At 55.6% G+C, this 20,036-nt stretch carries 16 protein-coding genes; 9 read left to right on the top strand and 7 right to left on the bottom strand.

Annotated elements, in window-relative coordinates:
- Positions 1-461 precede the first annotated feature (461 nt).
- The 3 genes from ACW9JC_RS13475 (at position 462) to ACW9JC_RS13465 (ending at position 4,069) form a co-directional block, all read left to right on the top strand.
- Positions 462-1,967 (top strand): DUF1254 domain-containing protein, encoded by a 1,506-nt coding sequence (locus ACW9JC_RS13475; RefSeq protein WP_457455303.1) that lies wholly within the window; start codon positions 462-464, stop codon positions 1,965-1,967.
- Between the two features lie 149 nt (positions 1,968-2,116).
- Positions 2,117-3,223, top strand: coding sequence for a DUF1254 domain-containing protein (locus tag ACW9JC_RS13470; protein ID WP_457455302.1), 1,107 nt, complete (start codon positions 2,117-2,119; stop codon positions 3,221-3,223).
- A gap of 72 nt (positions 3,224-3,295) precedes the next feature.
- Positions 3,296-4,069, top strand: coding sequence for a transporter (locus ACW9JC_RS13465; RefSeq protein WP_457455322.1), 774 nt, complete (start codon positions 3,296-3,298; stop codon positions 4,067-4,069).
- 83 nt (positions 4,070-4,152) lie between these two features.
- Here ACW9JC_RS13465 and ACW9JC_RS13460 read toward each other — a convergent pair whose 3' ends face one another.
- Entirely contained in the window at positions 4,153-5,157 is a 1,005-nt protein-coding gene (locus ACW9JC_RS13460; protein WP_457455301.1) for a DUF1214 domain-containing protein, read from the bottom strand.
- Between the two features lie 359 nt (positions 5,158-5,516).
- On the opposite strand from ACW9JC_RS13460, the gene ACW9JC_RS13455 reads away from it, so the two are divergent.
- Positions 5,517-6,983 carry a DUF1254 domain-containing protein gene (locus ACW9JC_RS13455; RefSeq protein WP_457455300.1) on the top strand — a complete coding sequence of 489 codons (1,467 nt, stop codon included), beginning with the start codon at positions 5,517-5,519 and terminating at the stop codon, positions 6,981-6,983.
- 385 nt (positions 6,984-7,368) lie between these two features.
- Here the strand turns inward: ACW9JC_RS13455 and ACW9JC_RS13450 are convergent, their stop codons facing one another.
- Positions 7,369-7,608, bottom strand: coding sequence for a helix-turn-helix domain-containing protein (locus tag ACW9JC_RS13450; RefSeq protein ID WP_150732261.1), 240 nt, complete (start codon positions 7,606-7,608; stop codon positions 7,369-7,371).
- A 196-nt stretch (positions 7,609-7,804) separates the two neighbouring features.
- Between ACW9JC_RS13450 and ACW9JC_RS13445 the strand changes: the two genes are divergently transcribed.
- On the top strand, positions 7,805-8,161 hold the full coding sequence (locus tag ACW9JC_RS13445) for a hypothetical protein (protein ID WP_457455299.1): 357 nt from the start codon (positions 7,805-7,807) through the stop codon (positions 8,159-8,161).
- Positions 8,162-8,195: 34 nt separating this feature from the next.
- A complete protein-coding gene (locus tag ACW9JC_RS13440; protein WP_457455298.1) occupies positions 8,196-8,567 on the top strand; it encodes a hypothetical protein in 372 nt (123 codons plus the stop codon).
- Between the two features lie 612 nt (positions 8,568-9,179).
- Here ACW9JC_RS13440 and ACW9JC_RS13435 read toward each other — a convergent pair.
- From ACW9JC_RS13435 to ACW9JC_RS13420, 4 genes are all read right to left on the bottom strand, one after another.
- A complete protein-coding gene (locus ACW9JC_RS13435; protein ID WP_457455297.1) occupies positions 9,180-10,013 on the bottom strand; it encodes a hypothetical protein in 834 nt (277 codons plus the stop codon).
- A gap of 258 nt (positions 10,014-10,271) precedes the next feature.
- On the bottom strand, positions 10,272-11,123 hold the full coding sequence (locus ACW9JC_RS13430) for a phage antirepressor KilAC domain-containing protein (protein WP_457455296.1): 852 nt from the start codon (positions 11,121-11,123) through the stop codon (positions 10,272-10,274).
- 489 nt (positions 11,124-11,612) lie between these two features.
- A complete protein-coding gene (locus tag ACW9JC_RS13425; protein WP_457455295.1) occupies positions 11,613-12,164 on the bottom strand; it encodes a phage antirepressor KilAC domain-containing protein in 552 nt (183 codons plus the stop codon).
- Between the two features lie 744 nt (positions 12,165-12,908).
- On the bottom strand, positions 12,909-14,204 hold the full coding sequence (locus tag ACW9JC_RS13420; protein ID WP_457455294.1) for a site-specific integrase: 1,296 nt from the start codon (positions 14,202-14,204) through the stop codon (positions 12,909-12,911).
- Between the two features lie 641 nt (positions 14,205-14,845).
- Between ACW9JC_RS13420 and ACW9JC_RS13415 the strand changes: the two genes are divergently transcribed.
- Positions 14,846-16,555 (top strand): putative bifunctional diguanylate cyclase/phosphodiesterase, encoded by a 1,710-nt coding sequence (locus tag ACW9JC_RS13415; RefSeq protein ID WP_457455293.1) that lies wholly within the window; start codon positions 14,846-14,848, stop codon positions 16,553-16,555.
- On the opposite strand, the gene ACW9JC_RS13410 is transcribed toward ACW9JC_RS13415, so the two are convergent.
- Positions 16,552-17,292 (bottom strand): substrate-binding periplasmic protein, encoded by a 741-nt coding sequence (locus ACW9JC_RS13410; RefSeq protein WP_416128865.1) that lies wholly within the window; start codon positions 17,290-17,292, stop codon positions 16,552-16,554. The genes ACW9JC_RS13415 and ACW9JC_RS13410 overlap by 4 nt on opposite strands.
- A 134-nt stretch (positions 17,293-17,426) precedes the next feature.
- Between ACW9JC_RS13410 and dnaX the strand changes: the two genes are divergently transcribed.
- The gene (gene dnaX / locus ACW9JC_RS13405) at positions 17,427-19,502 is read left to right on the top strand and encodes a DNA polymerase III subunit gamma/tau (protein ID WP_457455292.1); all 2,076 of its coding nucleotides are present in this window, start codon (positions 17,427-17,429) and stop codon (positions 19,500-19,502) included.
- Positions 19,503-19,568: 66 nt separating this feature from the next.
- Positions 19,569-19,907: a YbaB/EbfC family nucleoid-associated protein gene (locus tag ACW9JC_RS13400; RefSeq protein WP_416128867.1), complete on the top strand. Its 339-nt coding sequence runs from the start codon at positions 19,569-19,571 to the stop codon at positions 19,905-19,907.
- Positions 19,908-20,036: the final 129 nt, after the last annotated feature.

The following is a 20,036-nucleotide window of genomic DNA, read 5'->3' as shown; positions in this document are numbered from 1 at the left end:
CCGCTCCTCGGATCGGTTAACGCCACATCAGTCGTCAGGGGATCAACAAGCCACAACTGCTATTTTGGTGATCCCAAAAACGGTATGCCTGGATGGTATCGTTTGACGGTCGTTTGTTGGTGCCAAAGGGAGAATAGCGGTTGAACCGATCGGGCGTTGGCTGGGGGCTGCCATGGAAGCCGACTTTCTAGCCGCGCTCTTGCTTGAGCAATTTTGCTTACACACTGCGTGGGGAATGGGTAATAGCATGAGATTTGCCCACCCATTTGCTCGTGGACATGATCGGCAGAGTACGACCCTTAGCAGACGTTCCAATCGACCTTCCTTGTCATATCACACTCAGCATCTAGACTCCTGAACACATAAATGGGGAGCACGGATGCTGAATGGCAGCCTCAGTAGATGGCCTTGCAGCAGTCCGACGCTTCGTTTGAGCGCGCATTCATGCAAGGACATCGAAGATGGCTCACGCGTTAAAAAAGCTTTCAGTCGCAATGATGTTGACCAACTCGACGCTTGTCGTCGCGCTGTGCTTCACACCGATGGTCAGTGCGGAGGAGCAGGCGCCTTCTTCTCCGCTGCTTAAACAGCTCAACAATGGTAACTGGCTCGATCCGAAGGAGGCGCAATCCCTGCGTGACGAGCTGTACTACCAACGCGCGATTCACGCGTACATGACTATGCTGCCGGCACTCAATGTCATTGGCCTGCGTGACGGATCGGAGAAAGCGTTCGGAAGTGGCTACAACGTGCTGCCAATCTGGAAGCAGCGTATGGATTCACGCGCCATGGTGCCGACGCCCAATGCTGACGTGATCTATTCCATGAGCTACCTGGATCTGAAGAAAACCGGGCCGCTGGTGGTCAAGGCGCCACCCAACGTCATCGGCATGTTTACCGACTTCTTCCAGCGTACGCTCACCGACGTCGGTGCCGTGGGACCAGACCGCGCGCGGGGTGGCCTGTATCTGATTTTGCCACCGGACTACACCGGGCCTGTGCCGGCCAGCTACTTTGCCGTCAAGTCGCGCACCTATAACGTGTTTCTGTTCTTCCGCACCGTCATGGCCAAGGGCGAGGGCAAGCCTGACCCGGCGCCGGCGGTCAAGTCTGCGGAGACTACCCGTGTCTACCCACTTTGGGCGACGGAGAAGGATGCCAAACCCATGGAGTTCCCTGACGCCAGTGGCAAGGCGTTGAACATGATGTATCCAACGGACAACGAGTATTGGATCAAGTTGAAGGCGTTTGTCGACTACGAGCCAGTAGAGGCGATTGACCCGGAACTGCGCGGAGTGCTGGCGTCCATCGGAATCATCAAGGGTGAGCCGTTCAAACCCACCGAGCAGCAACAGGCCCTGCTGAAGAAGGCGGTCGAGATGGCGCCTCGAATGATCCTCGCTAATCGCCAGTTGGGACGCGAGGACAAGCGTAATCTCTACTATACGGATCGCCAGTACGAGAACACATGGGCAGGCGGCACGGCGGAGTGGATGCAAGACAGTTACCTGGACGTGAGTCAGCGCGCCAACTTCTTCCAGTTCGCCTATTCATCGGCACCGGCAATGGTGATGCACACCACGGGCGCCGGTTCGAAGTATCCGTTCACCGCTCGCGACAAGGACGGGAAATACCTCGAAGGTGGCAGCACCTACAAGCTGCGTCTGCCGCCGAACGCTCCGGCAGCCTTGTTCTGGGCTGTTACGGCCTACAACATCACCGACGGCACCATGCCGCAGACCAAGCAACTGATGCCCTCCACCAACGGTTATTACGACATTCCCAAGCAGTCGGACGGTTCCATCGAAATCTGGTTCGGGCCGGACAAACCTGCTGATGTCGCGGACGCCGCATTCATCCAGACCATCCCCGGTCGCAATTTCCTGGTCGCCTTGCGCCTCTATGGCGCGGAAGACGCGTTCTACGACCAAACCTGGAAGCCTGACGATGTCGTCAAGGTGAAGTAACGGACTAAAAAATCAGGCCAATCGATGGTGGCAGCGGCGTACCAGATCACCGCATCTGCCGAATGGCATTAGACCTCCCATCAACCGGCGGCACCGCACTGCTGAATCACTGACAAGCTCTACTTTAATCTATGCAAGGAGCGTTCTCGATGAATTTACTGGCCCCAACTGCTGTTCTGTTGAGCGTATTGGCAACGAGTATTCATGCTGCACAGGCCGAGGATAAAACATCCCTCCTTACCTTGGATGCGGCCCGAAAACTTGAGTCGACGCTGGTCAACGAAAAGAACGTTGCTGTTACCCGTGAAAACTTTGCTTTCGCTGTACTGGATGAGTCCATGCAAAATGAGGTGAAGCTCGGCGCGACCAACAAGTTCTATAACCACCGCAAACCCATGGAACTCGACAAGCAGCCAGCCGTGCTGATGAATCGCGATACGCTGTATTCCTTCGCCATCATCGATGCGTCTCACGGCGCTACCATCCATGTGCCCAAGGGCGATGGGCGTTACACCTCGGTGCACGTCATGCAGCATGACCATGTCACCGACAACGTCTATTACGGCGGGGGTGAATACACCATCGACCCGAAAACCGTCACTGACTTCGTCGTAGTCAATATCCGCACTCAGGTGAACCCGAATGATCCAGCAGACGTGGCAAAGGCCAATGCCATTCAGGATGAGTACAAGGTCAGCTTTCCGGCTGGGTACACGCCCAAAGCCTTCAAGGCCATTGACTGGAATCAGGAACAACTGAAGCAGGTGAAAGCGCACTACGTGAAAGTCGCTGACACCCGTGGAGTGAGTAAAACCATGGGGGCTCGCGGAACGATCCCACAGGATGACATCAACGTCGGTGTGGCAGTGGCGACCGGGCTGTTGCCCGACCAGCATGCTTGGTATTCCTTCAAGTCCTACAAGGTCAAGAAGGACACCTGTTACACCGCGAACTACCCAGTGCCTGGCATGGCCAACCCGCAGCTGGGCTTTTATTCCATGACGATTTACGGTGACGATCTATACCTGCACACCGAAGAGGGTTCCAGCCTTTCGAACCACGAGATCGTGCCCAACAAGGATGGCAAGACCTTCACCCTGCACTTTGGCAGTCTCCAAAGCTGTGGCAAGGATGCAGCGAACTTGCTAATCGCGCCTACAGACAACTGGACGCTGGCTTTCCGGGTTTACATGCCGGACAAATCCGTTCAGAACAATGAGTACAAATTGCCAGAGCCAAAGCCTGTCACCCATTGATCATCAATCCATAGGTGACCAGATATGGACGCTAACAAGCCGTTTTTAAGTGCTGGAGTGACGCTGGTCGCCATGCTGGGGGTCATGCCGGGGGCCCAAGCTGAGGATTCGGCGGAGCTGGCGAAGAAAGCTCTGAACCCGGTGGCGGCCATGTACAGCCTGCCGGTGCAGTACAACTGGGATCAGAAGATGGGGCCGACCGGTGACGGCATGCACAGTGTCACCAACATTCAACCCGTGCTGCCGTTTACCCTTAACGATGACTGGAACCTGATTTCCCGCACGATACTTCCAGTCATCGATCAGCATGGCTTGGCGCCGAATGGCGCGGCGGACAAATCCGGTGTCGGCGATATCACGCAGAGTTTTTTCTTTTCGCCCAAAAAGCCCACGGACAGTGGCTGGATACTCGGCGTCGGCCCGGCGATATTGATTCCCACGGGCAGTGATGAATTGCTCGGCAGCGAGCAATGGGGGATAGGCCCGACAGCGGTTGCCCTTAAACAGGAAAATGGCTGGACTCACGGCATACTGGCCAATCATATCTGGGGCTTGGACGGCAGCCCACCGGACAACAAGGACAAGGTCAATCAGACCTTCCTGCAACCCTTCCTGTCCTACACCACCAGCACTCTGACCACGTGGGGCGTGAACACCGAATCAACCTACAACTGGCAATCACGCGAATGGTCGGTGCCGGTGAACCTGACGGTGACGCAATTGCTGAAAATCGGCGGCCAGCCACTGACGGTGCAAGCGGGGCCACGTTACTGGCTCGACAGCCCTGACGATGGTCCACAAGGTTGGGGTTTTCGTTTCGCCATCACCCTGCTGTTTCCACGCTGAACACTTTGGCCAGCGGGTGTCACTCCCGTTGGCCAAAGCTCATTAAAGGGTTTGCAGCATTTTCAGCTTTGAAGCGATACCGCCTAATTGACGGCAGTCGGTTCCGGTATGGTGTATTTGCCGCTGATAACACTTTCGCCAGGGCGATAGATGCGCATGCCGAGGTACCAGTTATCGCCCGGTGTAGGCAGCCAATTCGCAACCTCCCCACACTTCTCCTTCGGCCCGTAGTGCACCGTGAAGGTACCGTCTTCATTGAAGTGTATGGCGCGATTGTTCAGGTTGGAGTCTTCGCTTTTCAGGTACTTATCGGCCCCGTACATCGTGAAGGAAAAGAACCCGCCCTCCAGAAACTCTGGCTTGTCATAGGTCGCCTTGTAGCATTTATCGCCACTCAAGCCGTAATCACGATAGAGGTACACGGCATCTTTCGCCGGCAGTAGCCCGAGTGCAACTGACGCACTGAGCCGAAGCATTTCCGGCTTGATGACCCCGCGAGCGCCTGATGTGTCGTTGAAGTTCGTCAACTTCGCGGCCTCTTTTTGATATTTGGAACGAAGTGTCATGCGGCTGGCTTCATCCCAGTCGACGATTTTGTACTCCTTCGGCACCGTGCCTTTTGGCCAATTGACCTTGATGCCATCCTGAAGCGTTTTGACGTTTTGGGTGTCGGCAGGATCGTTCGGATTGATCTGCGTGCGCATGACCACCGCAGCAAACTCGGTTTCCGATTTGATCTCGAATGTCCCCGGTGCGTAAAAAACTTGATCGGTGAAGTCGTCGTTCTGCATGATCATGGCCGACTGGTAACGATTGTCAGCTGATTTCGGCAAAGTGATGGTTGTGCCCTCGGGCGCGTAAAACACACCAAATGAATACACCGTGTCACGGTTCATGGTGACCGCAGGTTGCTTTGCCAGAGGCATGAGCGCCCTGTCGTGGCGAAAGGCGTTTGACCCCACATCTTTCACGATATTTTTATAGGATTCGTCCACTTCGGCGCGGGCATAGTTGTCGGGTGTCACCTGCATCCCGGCGTTTGCAGTGGTCGCCCCCAATAGAGTTGTACAGAGCAGAATTTTTTTCATGCCTATCATAGGTTCCATTCCTTTATCTCCCATCGACTGCAATTAAAAAGTAGTTGCGAACCGGGCGATGTGTGTCGACCAGATAATCGAGATTGTGTGAAGGAAAGTGCGATTAACCTCCAGCCCGAAGCGTAGTCGACAACCGTGATAAGGCGGGGCATGCCGAAAGCTAAACGGGTAGTTTTGAAACGAACCAACTATCGATCAGAACTCATTCTTGCCATGTGACACCTGCCATCTAGACTCCTACGCGTTGGTCGGGGAGCACGGATGCTGGGTGTCCGCTACACAAGACTTTCACACCAGCCCATAAATTCGACTCTACGCCGCAGATGTCAAACCATGCGAGGAAGTCGACGATGACACACGCTTTAAAAACCCTTACATCGGCCATGGCCGTTCTGGCCTTCTGTGCGCCTACGCTCCACGCTGAGGAGCAAGCTCAAGTCAGTCCTGCGAGCCTTACGCAGCCGACAAGCGATGTGACCATGCACACCGAGTACGCCAAGACCATTGCGCGTATGGCGTATGTGTGGGGTTGGCCAATGGTGAACATGCTCAACCGCAGTCAGACCATCACCAAGGCGCCCAAGCCTGGTCTGCTGGGTGGGATTCTACCGGTGGCACCCTTCGGCCATGTCTCGATGTTGCATGATTACATTCTGCCGTCAGAGACCTTCGTCACTTGTCCAAACCAGGATGTGACCTATGGCTTGGGCTTTTTCTCGCTGGACGAGCAACCGGTCATTGCCCAGGTGCCGGATTTCGGTGATCGCTTCTGGGTCTATGCCCTGTATGACCAGCGTACCGACCAGTTTGGCGAAGTGGGTAAGCCGTACAAAACCAAACCCGGGTTTTATCTATTGGTCGGGCCCAATTGGAAGGGTGAGAAACCTGAAGGCGTCGAAGGCATCATCCGCAGTCCCACGGCGTTAGCCAACGTCATACCACGGGTGTTCATGGACAGCACGCCCGAAGATCGCAAGGCCATTCAGGAGAGTCTCAACCAGATTGTCTTTTACCCCCTCAGCGATTTTGACGGGAAAATGAAAACCGTTGACTGGAAGCAATCGCCCATCATCCCTAACCCGAATGCATCCTCTGCCAGTGCCGGTGAAACCAAATGGGTGGTTCCCGAGAAGTTCTTTGATGAGTTCCCGCAAATACTGAAAATGGTCCCACCGCTACCCGGTGAAGAATCACTCTACGCCCAATTCCGGCAGTTGATGGATGCCGCCGCCAAGGACCCTGCGATCAAGCAAGCAATCGTTGAGGTAGCTAAGCAAGCTGAGCAGGAGGTGATCAAACCTTTCTTCCAGTGGAAACATAACGGTCGTCCGGCCGGCAATGGCTGGAACCGGTCCGCCAACAACGCCCAGTGGGGTGTGGACTACTACAATCGCACCGGCACGGCAAAGTCGAACATGTTCGACAACCGTCCCACCGAAACTCAATACTTTTACAGTGATCTTGATGGCGCCGGTGCTCAGCTCAATGGTAGCCATACCTACGAAGTCACCTTCGCCAAAGGGCAAGAGCCACCGGTTCAGGGGTTCTGGTCATTGACGCTCTATAACCAGCATCACTTGTTTAGCGACAACCCGCTCAAACGTTACTCTCTGGGTACCAAGAATAAGGATCTGAAGCACAATGCCGATGGTTCGCTGACGTTGTACGTGGGGCCAACGTCGCCAGGCAAGGATAAGGAAACCAACTGGCTGCCTTCGCCGAAAGAGAACATCTCTTTGTACATCCGAGCGTATTGGGGTGAGCAGGCCATCCTCGATGGTAGTTGGAAGCCGCCGGTCATCAAGAAAGTCAAATGATGCTGGCTCGCCAGCGGCCGAAAGCCGGTCAATAGCAAGATTTTGGCTCATGCCAAATGACTGCTTTTGGCCGTTTTCTGCCCTCCACGAATGGCACAGATCGGCCGACTGCTGTCGGTCAGGAAGTGCAGCGGGCGATCTATATCCGCCATGAGTGAAAGCCCACAATCGCCCACGCCATCCAATAATAATTGGCCTACAAAGCATATGGATATTGTGTGTGAGGCGACTCCCGCCTAACCCAACAGCTCTGGATCCCGTGAGTTTCCTAGCTTCCGCTTGGGATGACTGACTTCAGATGGGCCGAATCGGGTTAGTCCGGAATAGATCAGGCAATAGTAATCAATAGGCTCGCCCTGCTTGAAGTACTTGGAGCAGCGAAGCGTTAAGTTTCGACTGCCTCGTTGGCGATGGCCTCTACATCTGCGATTAGAGCTGATGGCTGGCACTTCAGGGCAGCAGCCAACTTGAAGATAACGTTGATGGTGGGCTGATGGACGCCCCGTTCAATGAGGCTGACGTAGTTCCTTTGGACGTCGGCTTCAAGCGCCAGCTTCTCTTGCGTCAGTCCTGCGAGTTTCCGCCGCTCGCGGAGAATCTTACCGAATGCCAACCCTGCGTCCAAAACGTGTCTCCCTCGTCAGAGGGTTGCACTGTCGGTTGCATGGCTGTTCTGGTCTTCACAGGATACTGTGAATTTTTACCACCTCATGGCACCATTCTCCCTGACGCTGTTGGCGTTTGGTGGTCGGCCCTAGGCCCATGCCCCAGCCATCGCATGAGCTAGTTAAATCGACTACAAACTCCCTGGGAGCTGCGTGATGAACGAACAGAATGGTGCTACCCCATATGCCGCTGATGGTGAGGGTGAAGCCTTGTACGCCAGCCCATCAGCCTTTATGGGACTGAGTCGGTTGAATGGAACTCACCCGCACGCTACGTCAGTCATGCTTACGCTAATGTCGATCATGGGTGGCAACGGAGTTGTACGGACCACCCAAGCGAGGGTGGCCAAGCATTGCAACTACACCCTTCAACAGGTTGAGAAGGCTATAGCCGAACTTGCTGAAGCGAAGTGGATTCTGTCCGTCGATGCCAGCCCTGAACCGGGTGGAAGCCTCGTGTGTACAGTGAATTCCAACGTTGCAAGATCGGAGAAGCCCGAAGACCTGGTGTAAACCAACTTCCGGCTCCATGATAGAGAACTGACTGATGACTGATCGAAAAGTACCAAGGGACCAAGCAGTACATGTTCCACGGTATGCGTTTGAAGCTTTGGCGGCTTACGCAGCACTGGACGGGGACAATGTGGCAGTGATGCTGCTTCTGCTGATACGAATGGATAGTAACCGTGCTGTGAAGATCGACATGTCTCTGTTGCCTGATTTTCTTACGCTCAGTAGTGAGCGGGTGGACCGTGCGTTCTCGGGCCTCATTAAGAAGGGTTGGGTAGATTCAGTTGATGAAGATGCGATGCGACACCGTGTCCTTGGTTGCATTGTCCATCCAGCCTTCATCCACGCAGACTTCGATACGCTGATGAGCATAGTAAATACCCGCTTAACGGCGGTGGAAATTCACTAGGCGAAAACTGCTCAACGCTCATCTCTGCACGCTAATGATCACATATGGACGTTAACGTGCGTGGGGTGGGCTACCCCTAGCCCACCTAGGTGGGCTAGTTAAAAGAATCCAATATTCCCGGGCTGGCGCCTTGCCCATTGGTAACCCTGCACGCTTGGGATCAGTTCACTCCGGTTCCTTATGCCGCTCGGCATGGTCAGCATCAAGATCAAGAGCGGGGTAGTGGCTGGGCCCCTCCCGCTGTTGCTGTTGCTCTGAATTGTGCGGGTATAACTGGTGCCTGTTGGGCACGGACTAAGCTCATGTGACTCCGTCACTGTTACTCCTGTTGGGGGGCTTAATCGTGGCTCACGCCACAAATTGCTAAGCAAGGTTGAGAGCAAAAGCAAAGCGGGGAGGGCTGTCCGCCCCATCTCCCCCTCACCCTATAGAGTTGTCATCCGTGCCTGGGGGCACAGGTTTACACTCTTGGCGTAAACGCCATAAGTAATAAGCTTCTACAGCTGAACCTAACCTTTACAGTTGCGTGTCCGACATCTGCCGTACACTTAGTATGGTGGGCGCGAACTTCAATTCTCGGACAAATGAGAGCCGTTCTCTGCGCTCCGTTGGTCAACGTCGTGTCCATCCCTGTGCCTGCACGAAGTCAAGGAACGCGTCATGCCTGGACGGCTCGGGGTAGAACTTGATTGCCTCGGTTGATTCCCCGGTTCCTCGGCGGTGAGCGTCCTCGGCGGCCCGAATATCGGGGTTTCGTTCAAGCTCACCAACGAGGGTAGCCGTTCTCTCTAACAGCTTTTCCAATGGTTCTTCACCGTAGCGCTTTACTGCCAGCTTGAGCAGATACTGTCGCACTGCGAAGCGTTGTTTCGTCCGTGCATGTACGCCTTCTTGGCTGTCAACCTCCTGCATTGTTCCATGTGACGCGATGTACTCAGTCACGTATTCATCAAGCCTGTTCATCAGGTCGGAGGCGGCATTGAGCAGGAAATCACTGCTGGCCCGTGGGTTGTCTTCATCGATCCAGTCCGTCAGGAACAGCGCGTTACAGTCAGACTCAGCGGCTTGCTTTCGCACCTTGGCCTTTACCCGTTTAATGTGGTCGGAGGTGTAGTTGCTTTCATAGCGGCCTGTCGAGGTGTTCCATTTGCTGCCGTATTCCTGATGAAGAATGCTCCGCAGTTCATAGTCGCGGATGCCATGCTTGCGGCTCGCGAGTGGAAACACTCGTTCAATGGACTTGGCAAACGGCGTTCCAATCTTCGATAGGGGGTGTCGTGTCTTTAAGGGCTTGGGAACTCTCTTTACCAACTCTTTAATCTTCCGCTCAGTAAGCCCGGTAGCGTCTCTGATCTGGTCGTAAGTCGCACCGCTCTTGCGAAGTTCGATTGCGGCCTGTTCTGCGGTAGTGGTTGCAGTAACAGTAGATGTGGTGTCGTTCGTCATGTTGCCCTTCACTCAAGTAATGGTTCTTCAATTCATAAGCAAACCTCGGTGTATTCCGGTACTGTCAGTTGGGAGCGCGTAGCCTTTATTGCGAACAGCACGAAGCTCGCTCTGCTCAGTGACCCCAAACGGAATCTTGTTGTAAGAAGCGCTTCGAGTTCTGCTCGTTTCCTTTCTTTGCCCATTGCAAGGCTTTACTTCCCGGAGCGAGCCACTGCGCCGGTTTGTAGTCACTGCATCTCTGTGCAAGAATTCCGGTTAAAGGCCGTCACGTCCATTCTTCGCGATGAGTTCACGGATGAAGATGAGGCCCTTACCGGTTACGACGGTCGTGGCACTCAGCGAGATCTTGCCGGTGAATGGATGCTTGTACGGAACTTCCAATACTTTGAAACGGCCTGCGTTCTTCTGGGCTTGATATGGCAAGTTTCGATCTTTACCAGTACTGATCAATACCTTGTGCTTCCGCAGGTACTCGTACAGGCGGTTCCGCCCTGTATCGAGTACATTTGCTACCTGTTTTACGGAATGGCATCCGTGTGCTTCGGCAATATCGTCATAGAACTGAACTTTCGGTGCGTCTTCAGCAATCTTCTGCTCATGAGCTTTCACCACCTCCAAGGCAAGTACACGCCCTTCGAACTCTGAGGCCCATGCACGAGCAGCGATGGCTGGGTTCGTGAAGTTAGGCAAAGTAAGTACTTGCGGTTTGGCTACCTCTGCTTCCAGTTCACGCCAGCGGTCAATGAACTTAGCACGGAGCGGAAGGCTGTAGCCGGTGAGCAGGATATCCACTTCGCGGCGTCGCAGTTGGAATTCGACTGTGTAGCCTCGTGAATCCATTGTCTGCTTCACATGATTCAAAATTGTATCATCGTCTTGGGCCAGCAGATCAAGCAGGGTGCGGATGTCGCGGTGTACAATCCCGACAGGTTTGCTCGTCAGCTTTGCAATCTCTTTGCTGCTCATGGTCACAGGTTGTTCAGTGTGGTCGTAGTTATCCTTCGTGGTGTTCGGGGTAAGTTCCGCGATGGCGCTGCCACTACCAACAAGAATGGTGCTGGCGGTATTTTTGTTTGCGGTCTGATTGTAGCTAATATGTTGGATCATTTGTTTTTTCTCTATAGTGCATAATTCTAGGTGGCCGCCCCTTCGCTTTAACTTTTAGCGTGAATAGGAAGTCGGATTAACGAATCGAATGGATCAGGCTTAAATAGTCCGAATGGTTTAAGCGTTATGCGTAAGTATTAAGTCATTTAGTGGTGCTCTAGAACAGTCGTGTTGTTGGCTCGCCCTTCTCTAAGCAATACGGAGCCCGCTTCTGCTCAGCGGCCTATAGGCTTGAGCAAGCAAGATAGTGTTCTTTGGTAAGGTGTTATGAAGCTCGGCCGGATGCTGATTCGGTAGCTTGTTGCAAGCTGCACAGCGGCAGTGCAGGGGCGTTGCCATTAGCGACCATCTAAGAGTGCTCAGCCAAGATCGGTGCATAACGTCGTCCCTGGCCCCGCACTTTCCCATTTTGGCCTGGCTCACCAAGTGGCAATCATGACGCAGTGGTGCGCATCAATTACCGCATTGGTAGGGTCCAATCAAACCCGATTACAAACCTTGGCGTCCGTTCTGCTTAATAAATTGCTGGATCCAGATAATCCCTTTCCCGGTGAATAGAGGAACGGGAGTGATTTTCCGCTTGCCAGTCTTGCGGTCTACGCAATTGACCCATGCAGCTTCAAGGCGTCCTGCATCCATATGCTGCTGATACGGTAAGTTACGCTTGTGTCCGCTACCCATCAGGATCTTATACTTGCGAAGGTAGTTGAGGAATTTTGGCTTGCTTGTCCCGAACGTCTTGGCAACAACACCTGTATTAAAAAGCTCCTCTGTATCAGCCATGTCGTTATAGAACTCTACCTTTACGGCGTCGACATCGATCTGCCATTCCAGGACTTTCACTAGGCCAGTCAGTGCTTCGCGTTCTCCTTCCAAATCAGCAGCGAGTTTCAGCGCATTGTAGAGCGCGTTCGGCACCGTAAAGGAGGGCTCATTAGCCATGATGACAGCGCTAGCGAATTTGTTATGTGCAGCATAGGTGTGTGTGTCTTGCATTTTCATATAGTTGGTAACTCTCAAAATTTGGGTGTGGCTGCCCATCGCTACAACTTTGTAGCGTTTAATTCGGGCGACAGTAAAGATATGTCTCGCACATTGTTGCAACACTGGGCGAGGTCAGTGCGTGTTCGGGTCGGAGCTAGGTCATAGTTCTATCCTGTAGTTTGTTGTTCGGGTTTGACGGGGTAGCAGGAGGCCGTCACGGAATCTTAGAGTTCCGTTGTATTAGTAGGAATTGGGAATCGAAGTGCTTTATGGCTCTTTGCTCAGCCATGTGTGCGAGGGCGATTCTCTTATGTCATTTAATGTTCTCGGTCGTAGAGTGGGGGATCTCGGGTTCGGTCTTATCTTGCGGTCATGGCATGGTTATTACTCATGTAATTGAAACTAGGGCTATAAAGTTTATATTTGCTAAATCCCGGGCACGCAAAAAACCCTGTGCAGTTCCCGGTATTTTCCGAGCTCGGCAGAGAGTTGTGTTCTAGCTTGTCCAATGGACCTGTTATATCTAGGTGGGGCGTGCGGCGGATTCTATATAGTTGATCGCAGAAGTCAACACTCTTGCTCGAAAATATTCTTGGTTCTGTTCTGCCGAGGTTCTTGTAGGCTGCTTTCTGTCTTCTTTTTCGTTGGGGCAAATGTAAGCATGGTGAAGTTGGTTGTCAATAGTTTTTTTTTGCGAAAGTTCGCCGTACTCCAACTAACAGTACACCTTGATAGCAATAAGCTACCAACTTCCGGGGCCAGCACACGGTGTTGTTTAGACACTGCGTGCTGATTCCTCCTTTATATGATGATGTGTTTCAATGCGTCCGCCATGGCCGTCAACGGCGAACGGCTGCCGTAGATGCTGAACGTCACAGCGCCGTCTTCATGTCCAGCGATCCGCTTAATGAGTGAATCCTGTACCCCTGCATCCCGCAGGTCGTCGATGAGCGTGTGCCGAAAACTGTGAAACGTCTTCCTGGGGTCGGTGATGCCTAGATTCGTCTTATACCGCCCGAACCACTTTGACGGTGCGTGGCCCAGTTTTCCCCGGACCGCTCCCAGTTCTGGGAACAGGCGATCAGCTCCCGTGGAACGAACCGACTCGACATGTTGCATCAGGCCCAAATCGATCAGGTCAGGGTGCAAGGGCAGCATGCGTCGGCTGCTGGCATTCTTGAGGTTCTGGCCTTCACGACTGTCGTCAATACGGATGCATTGGATACTCTGTTGCTCTACAAAGTCATCCACCCGCAGCTGGCAGAGCTCCTCCAGTCGTGCCCCAGTCGCTCGGCCCAAGAGTGGCAACCAATAACGCCATGGATACTTTCGAGCTTCCGCTCTCAGTGCGTCCAGATTGAGCAGAATGGTTAGGTCCTGACGATCAAACGACAATCGAGCGTCTTTTGCTGACCCTGTCATGACCTTGAGTCCCGCCAACGGATTGTCCGCGACGTACCCGTTCGACTTGCACCAGTTCATGAATGCCGAGAGCTTGCGTAGACGGTTGTTTACGGTTACGGCGGTGATGGTCTTATACACGGCGCCTGACTCGACGACCTGCTTCAGGGTCTTGCCTTCGAATTCGGAGCGAAGGCCGAAGTACTGCGGGCAGCGACTCAATCGTTCTTTCAGCAGTCTGGCCTGCTGCACGTCGAATGCTTCAACGGGCATGTCTCCCATCAGATCGAACAGGTCTCGTAACGAGCGTTCGACTTCGTGCGTGCTGACCTCACGCCACGTGCCACCCCGTTTCCCTTCTTCTATATACAGCTTTGAAAGGGCTGCGAGGGTAGGGCCGTCTCTGTGCTGTTTCACGGTAGCCGCTGGTGCTTTCCTTGGAACAGGCTGGGTGGACATCTTTGGTGCAGCATCCCTCCACTCCGAGCACAGACTACGCAGCGTCTGAAGGTCCGCAATGGGGTGCGCGTTTAAGTGGGTGTGGACTTGGTGGGCTAGTGAGGTCGCCAGGAAGAGTGCCTGTTGGCGATGCCGAATGTTCAGGCTCAAACGCAGAGTGTGACACCTCGGGAATAGGTGCTGGGGTAGCCTGAGATTCAGGTAATAGACGGGTCCACGGCGGGTTATGTAGGTCATGTTGCACACCTGTGTTGTACAGCAAAGTTGTACAGTGCTGACTACACCCCGTTTTCTGGCTGCCCATACAGCGAGTTCGCACGGTAGATATCCTGCAACCTCCAAAGCCTGAAACCCTTGCCCCATAAGGCCCGCAATGATTGCCGAGCATGCTCGCATGCCACCTGGTCAGAGCCGGAAGGCAGCAGCCACAGCGGGAACATTGTGTGCCGGGGTGTGGCTGGTGGGGTTGCCTCCATAACGCACCGCGAGTGTTCTCTCGCATTATTTGAATCAAATACTTTTTCTTGTGCTGCCATGGATCTTGTCCATAGCGGTTTTTTGTCGTGTCCGATTTGTTTGGCTGATAAAAAGCAGCCTGCCGCTAACCATTTGAATCAATTGTTTATTGATGCATTTTTGCATCAGCTCGCGACATGATCGCTCACCTTGCCTTGCAAATTGTCAGGCATCTCGTAGAATCGCCGCCGGAAACGGGCATTTGATCACCTGTTTCCAGACGTTCGATCAATACAATAGAGCCAGCATGGCGTCCGCTCACAGGGTTACGTGAGTCGTTGGGCAGCCGTGATATCCCGCGAATTGTCAGCGGTATATTGCTGCTTCACCGCCGCCAATGTTAGCGACAGCGAGTCTGACTCATGGATGAGAAGTACCGCAGGGCCGTGGATGCCGCCGCCATTTTTTCCGAGACCGATCTGACCGGCCGGATTACCCACGTCAACGACCAATTCTGTGCAGTTTCCGGCTATAGCCGCGAGGAACTGCTCGGGCAAAATCATCGATTGCTCAATTCCGGCGTGCACTCGGCCGAGTTTTTCGCCGGGATGTGGCGCAGCATCGCCCTGGGCAATGTCTGGAAGGGCGAAATCTGCAATCGCGCCAAAGATGGCAGCCTGTATTGGGTCGAAAGCACCATGGTGCCGATCCTCGATGAAGCCACCGGGCGAGTGGAGCGTTACTTGTCCATTCGCTTCGATATCAGTGAAAAGCGTCAACTGCTGCACTCCCTGCAATGGCGAGTGGGGCATGACGTGCTGACCGGGCTGCCCAATCGTGCGTTTCTCTCGGACTTGCTCGATCAGGCGCTGGAGTTCTCGCGTCTGGAGAACATCCCGCTGGCGGTGTGCATGCTCGACCTCGACGGTTTCAAGGCCGTCAACGATGGCTATGGGCATGCCAGCGGTGATCTTTTGCTGGTCGAAGTTGCCAAACGATTGCGCGGCATCGTGCGCGGCGAGGATGTGGTGGCGCGGCTGGCTGGTGACGAGTTCGTGCTGGTGCTGCGATATGTTCGCGACCTGCCGGAATTGCGCGCGGCGCTGAATCGGGTGTTGGGGGCAATCTCGGCGCCGTACTCGCTCAATGGCAAGGACATCCATGTGTTCGCCAGTATCGGCGTCACGTTGTTTCCCCATGACAACGAAGATGCCGAAACCCTGTTGCGCCACGCCGATCAGGCGATGTACGTGGCCAAGCAGAGCGGCCGCAAGCGCTTTCATCTGTTCGATGTCTCCCGGGATCGAGAGGTCAAGGCCACGCACCAGACTGTCGAACAGGTGCGTCGGGCCTTGGCTTGCGGCGAATTGCGTCTGCATTTCCAGCCCAAGGTCGACATGCGTCGTGGTGAAGTCGTCGGTTTCGAGGCGTTGCTGCGGTGGGAACATCCGCAAAACGGCATCGTCCCGGCGCGGGAGTTTTTACCGCTGGTGGAAGAAACCGACCTGATCATCGATATCGGCGAATGGGTGATGGATCAGGTGCTGGCGCAGTTGGACCAGTGGCGGCAAGCGGGGCATGACTGGCCGGTGAGCGTCAACATCGCGGCCCGGCATTTTCAGCGGGCGGACTTTGTCGACCGGCTCAAAAACGTGTTGGCGCGGCATGCCGGGGTCGCACCGCAGCGGCTGGACCTGGAAATCGTCGAGTCGGTCGCCATCGAGAATATCCAGCACGTCAGCGACTGCTTGCAGGCCTGCCAGGCGCTGGGCGTGCAGTTTTCCTTGGGGGATTTCGGCACGGGTTACTCGTCCCTGAGCTACCTCAAGCGTCTGCGCACGCAAACCATCAAGATCGATAAAACCTTTGTGCGCGACATTCTGCATGACAGCGACGACCTGGCCCTGACCACCGCGATCATTGGCCTGGCCCGGGCGTTTGGTCGTCAGGTGATTGCCGAGGGACTGGAAAGCGTGGAACACGGAGAGTTGTTGCTGCGTCTGGGCTGCGACGTGGCCCAAGGGTATTTCATCGCTCGACCGATGCCGTCCACGGATGTACCGGGTTGGGTGGCAGCGTTTGTCACTCCGCCGCAATGGCAGGCGCCGGATTTGCTGAAGACCGCGGGTTAAGGTTTGCCGCCGATGTACAACCGAATGATGTCATCGATTTCCCCGGACATTTTCATGCGCACCAACGTCCGCAATATCCGTTGCACCGGCACTTTTGGGTCGTTGCGCACATAGCAACCGACGCTTTGCTCCTGCAGCACCGCAACGCTCAGCAATTGATGTTCCGGCATCAGGCGTTGGTTGAACCAGTCCAGTGACCATTGGTTGCTGACCGCATAGCGATTGCGCCCGGCGTGAAGTTTTTCCAGCACCTGTTCCTGATTGCGAGCGTCGTCGCGCAGCAGTTGATTGGCGTCGAACAGCGGTTGCAGGGTCGGGTAGCTGTAGCCGAGCACGGTACCGACGGACTGTCGGGGCAGGCTTGCCGGAACCACTGAGGTTTGGGGCGCGGGGCGGCTGACAAGCAAGTCGGGCTGGGTCCAGAGCGGGATACTCCAGATGTAATCGCCGGACTGATTCGGTAGCCATGATTGCGCGGCATAACAGCGAACATCGACCTCGCCGTGTTCCATGGCGCTTTGCACCCGGCCCCTTGGCAGCACGTGAAACTGCGCAGGAACGCCGACCTGAGTCGCGAGGCTGAGCATCACGTCATACAGAATGCCCTGGGTTGGCCGGCCATGTTCGAACTGCACCATCGGCATGGCCCAACTGTCGGGCACCACGAAGCGCAACGGCGCTTCAGCGGCGGCGCCGTTCAGGCTGATCAACAGCAGTGCCCCCAAGGCCAGCCGCATAAACGCTCCGCTTCTTTGAAACAAAAAGCCCCCGAAATGCAGCTTAGCCAGATTAGACGAGCGCGCCGGATGCAATTTTGGCCTTGCTCCGCTAGCATTAGCCGCTTCTGCTTCTACCGTTGCGATGGTTTTCGATGAGTTATCAGGTTCTTGCACGTAAATGGCGTCCGCGCTCGTTCCGCGAAATGGTCGGCCAGACCCATGTGCTCAAGGCTCTGATCAATGCCTTGGACAGCCAGCGGCTGCACCACGCCTACCTGTTCACCGGTACGCGCGGGGTCGGCAAGACCACCATCGCGCGAATTATCGCCAAATGCCTGAACTGTGAAACGGGTATCACTTCTTCGCCTTGCGGCGAGTGCTCGGTGTGCCGTGAGATCGATGAGGGCCGTTTCGTCGACCTGATCGAGATCGACGCCGCGAGCCGCACTAAAGTCGAAGACACCCGCGAGCTGCTCGACAACGTGCAATACGCCCCGAGCCGTGGGCGCTTCAAGGTCTACCTGATCGACGAAGTGCACATGCTCTCCAGCCATTCCTTCAATGCGCTGCTGAAAACCCTTGAAGAGCCGCCACCCTACGTCAAGTTCATCCTGGCCACCACTGATCCGCAGAAACTTCCTGCAACGATTCTCTCGCGGTGCTTGCAGTTCTCCCTGAAGAACATGACGCCGGAGCGTGTGGTCGAGCATTTGACCCACGTGCTGGGCGTCGAGAACGTGCCGTTCGAAGACGATGCGCTGTGGTTGCTGGGCCGCGCCGCCGATGGGTCGATGCGGGATGCCATGAGCCTGACCGATCAGGCGATTGCCTTCGGTGAAGGCAAGGTCATGGCTGCCGATGTGCGGGCGATGCTCGGCACCCTCGATCACGGGCAGGTCTATGACGTTCTGCATGCATTGATCGAAGGCGACGCCAAGGCGTTGCTCGAAGCTGTCCGTCATCTGGCCGAGCAAGGCCCGGACTGGAGCGGCGTGCTCTCGGAAATTCTCAACGTGCTGCACCGTGTCGCCATCGCCCAGGCTTTGCCGGAAGGTGTCGACAACGGTCACGGCGACCGTGACCGGGTGCTGGCATTGGCCCAGGCGTTGCCGGCCGAAGACGTGCAGTTCTACTACCAGATGGGCCTGATCGGCCGCCGCGACTTGCCGCTGGCGCCGGACCCCCGTGGCGGATTTGAAATGGTGTTGCTGCGGATGCTCGCGTTCCGGCCCGCCGATACGGCGGATGCCCCGAGGCAACCGCTAAAGCCAGTGGGGATCAGCCAGGCCACGGTTGATTCCGCCAAATCAGTGGCTGCCACGCCGGTCGTTGCGCCGGTGGTCGCTGCGGCAGTTGCACCGACGCCTGTTGCGCCTGTTGTGGCTCCCGAGCCTGTGTCCGCGCCTGAACCGGTAGCGCCGGTGGTTGTGCCCGAGCCGGTGGTCGAAGCGGTCGTGGTCGAAGAAGTGGTCGACCTGCCATGGAATGATCCGGTCGAGCCTGCGCCTGTTCAGCAGCCTGCGGTGGAGCCGGTGCTGGAAACCACCAGCGAACAACCCGAATTGCCGCCGATGCCGTTGCCGACGCCTGACAGCGTGGTGCCGGATGCACCGGAGTGGGCCGCCGCGCCGATTCCGGAGCCGTCCGTGGCCGAGGTCGATGCCGCCACGCCGGGCATCGACCTGGACGACGAGCCACCGCTGGACGAAGACTACATCGAGCCGGACATGGATTCGGCCTACAGCTACCTCGATGAACTGGCGAGCGAACATACTGCCGAGCCGGCGCCTGAGCCTGAACCCGAGCCTGCCGCTGCGCCGGCCACCGGTCTGGCCCTGCAATGGCTGGAGCTGTTCCCGAAGCTGCCGATCTCCGGCATGACCGGTAGCATCGCCGCCAACTGCACATTGATCGCCGTGGATGGCGACAATTGGCTGTTGCACCTGGACCCGGCCCACAGCGCCTTGTTCAACGCGACGCAGCAGCGTCGTCTCAACGATGCGTTGAACCAGTATCACGGACGGACCCTGACCCTGACCATGGAGCTGATCAAGCCCGAGCAGGAAACCCCGGCCCAGGCGGCGTCCCGCCGGCGTGCCGACCGTCAGCGCGAGGCCGAGGAGTCGATCCACGGTGATCCGTTCATCCAGCAAATGATGCAGCAGTTCGGTGCGGTGATCCGTAACGATACTATTGAACCTGTCGAAGCCCTGGTCAGTCAGGGCTAATAACTGAAGGCGTTCGGCCGGAAGGGCCGGGCGCCGTTTAATCCAAGTACTTTTGAGGTGATTCCCATGATGAAAGGTGGCATGGCCGGCCTGATGAAGCAGGCACAGCAGATGCAGGAAAAAATGGCCAAGATGCAGGAAGAGCTGGCCAATGCCGAAGTCACCGGTCGCGCGGGTGGCGATATGGTCACCGTGGTGATGACCGGTCGTCATGACGTCAAGAGCGTGACCATCGACCCTAGCCTGGTCGAAGGCCTGAGCGAAGACGACAAGGAAATGCTCGAAGCCGTCGTTGCCGCCGCCGTCAACGACGCCGTGCGCAAGATCGAAGCCAACAGCCAGGACAAGATGGGCAGCATGACCGCTGGCATGCAACTGCCACCGGGCATGAAACTGCCATTCTGATTCGCCTTTGGGCGACAGATGAGCTACAAAAAATGCCAGGCATTGCGCTTGGCATTTTTGTTTCTGGCCGACAGATATGTGTGGCTGACATGCCGCCATCGCGGGCAAGCCCGCTCCCACAGGATTCGC

The organism is Pseudomonas sp. SDO5591_S426 (assembly GCF_054070755.1).
This window is presented reverse-complemented; position numbering and strand designations above follow the sequence as displayed.

Coding starts and splice junctions, on each gene's coding strand:
- ACW9JC_RS13445 (WP_457455299.1), top strand. CDS start 7,805: ATGAACGAACAGAATGGTGCTACCCCATATGCCGCTGATGGTGAGGGT.
- dnaX (WP_457455292.1), top strand. CDS start 17,427: ATGAGTTATCAGGTTCTTGCACGTAAATGGCGTCCGCGCTCGTTCCGC.
- ACW9JC_RS13410 (WP_416128865.1), bottom strand. CDS start 17,292: ATGCGGCTGGCCTTGGGGGCACTGCTGTTGATCAGCCTGAACGGCGCC.
- ACW9JC_RS13470 (WP_457455302.1), top strand. CDS start 2,117: ATGAATTTACTGGCCCCAACTGCTGTTCTGTTGAGCGTATTGGCAACG.
- ACW9JC_RS13475 (WP_457455303.1), top strand. CDS start 462: ATGGCTCACGCGTTAAAAAAGCTTTCAGTCGCAATGATGTTGACCAAC.
- ACW9JC_RS13455 (WP_457455300.1), top strand. CDS start 5,517: ATGACACACGCTTTAAAAACCCTTACATCGGCCATGGCCGTTCTGGCC.
- ACW9JC_RS13465 (WP_457455322.1), top strand. CDS start 3,296: ATGCTGGGGGTCATGCCGGGGGCCCAAGCTGAGGATTCGGCGGAGCTG.
- ACW9JC_RS13460 (WP_457455301.1), bottom strand. CDS start 5,157: ATGAAAAAAATTCTGCTCTGTACAACTCTATTGGGGGCGACCACTGCA.
- ACW9JC_RS13415 (WP_457455293.1), top strand. CDS start 14,846: ATGGATGAGAAGTACCGCAGGGCCGTGGATGCCGCCGCCATTTTTTCC.
- ACW9JC_RS13435 (WP_457455297.1), bottom strand. CDS start 10,013: ATGACGAACGACACCACATCTACTGTTACTGCAACCACTACCGCAGAA.
- ACW9JC_RS13430 (WP_457455296.1), bottom strand. CDS start 11,123: ATGATCCAACATATTAGCTACAATCAGACCGCAAACAAAAATACCGCC.
- ACW9JC_RS13420 (WP_457455294.1), bottom strand. CDS start 14,204: ATGACCTACATAACCCGCCGTGGACCCGTCTATTACCTGAATCTCAGG.
- ACW9JC_RS13400 (WP_416128867.1), top strand. CDS start 19,569: ATGATGAAAGGTGGCATGGCCGGCCTGATGAAGCAGGCACAGCAGATG.
- ACW9JC_RS13440 (WP_457455298.1), top strand. CDS start 8,196: ATGACTGATCGAAAAGTACCAAGGGACCAAGCAGTACATGTTCCACGG.
- ACW9JC_RS13425 (WP_457455295.1), bottom strand. CDS start 12,164: ATGGGCAGCCACACCCAAATTTTGAGAGTTACCAACTATATGAAAATG.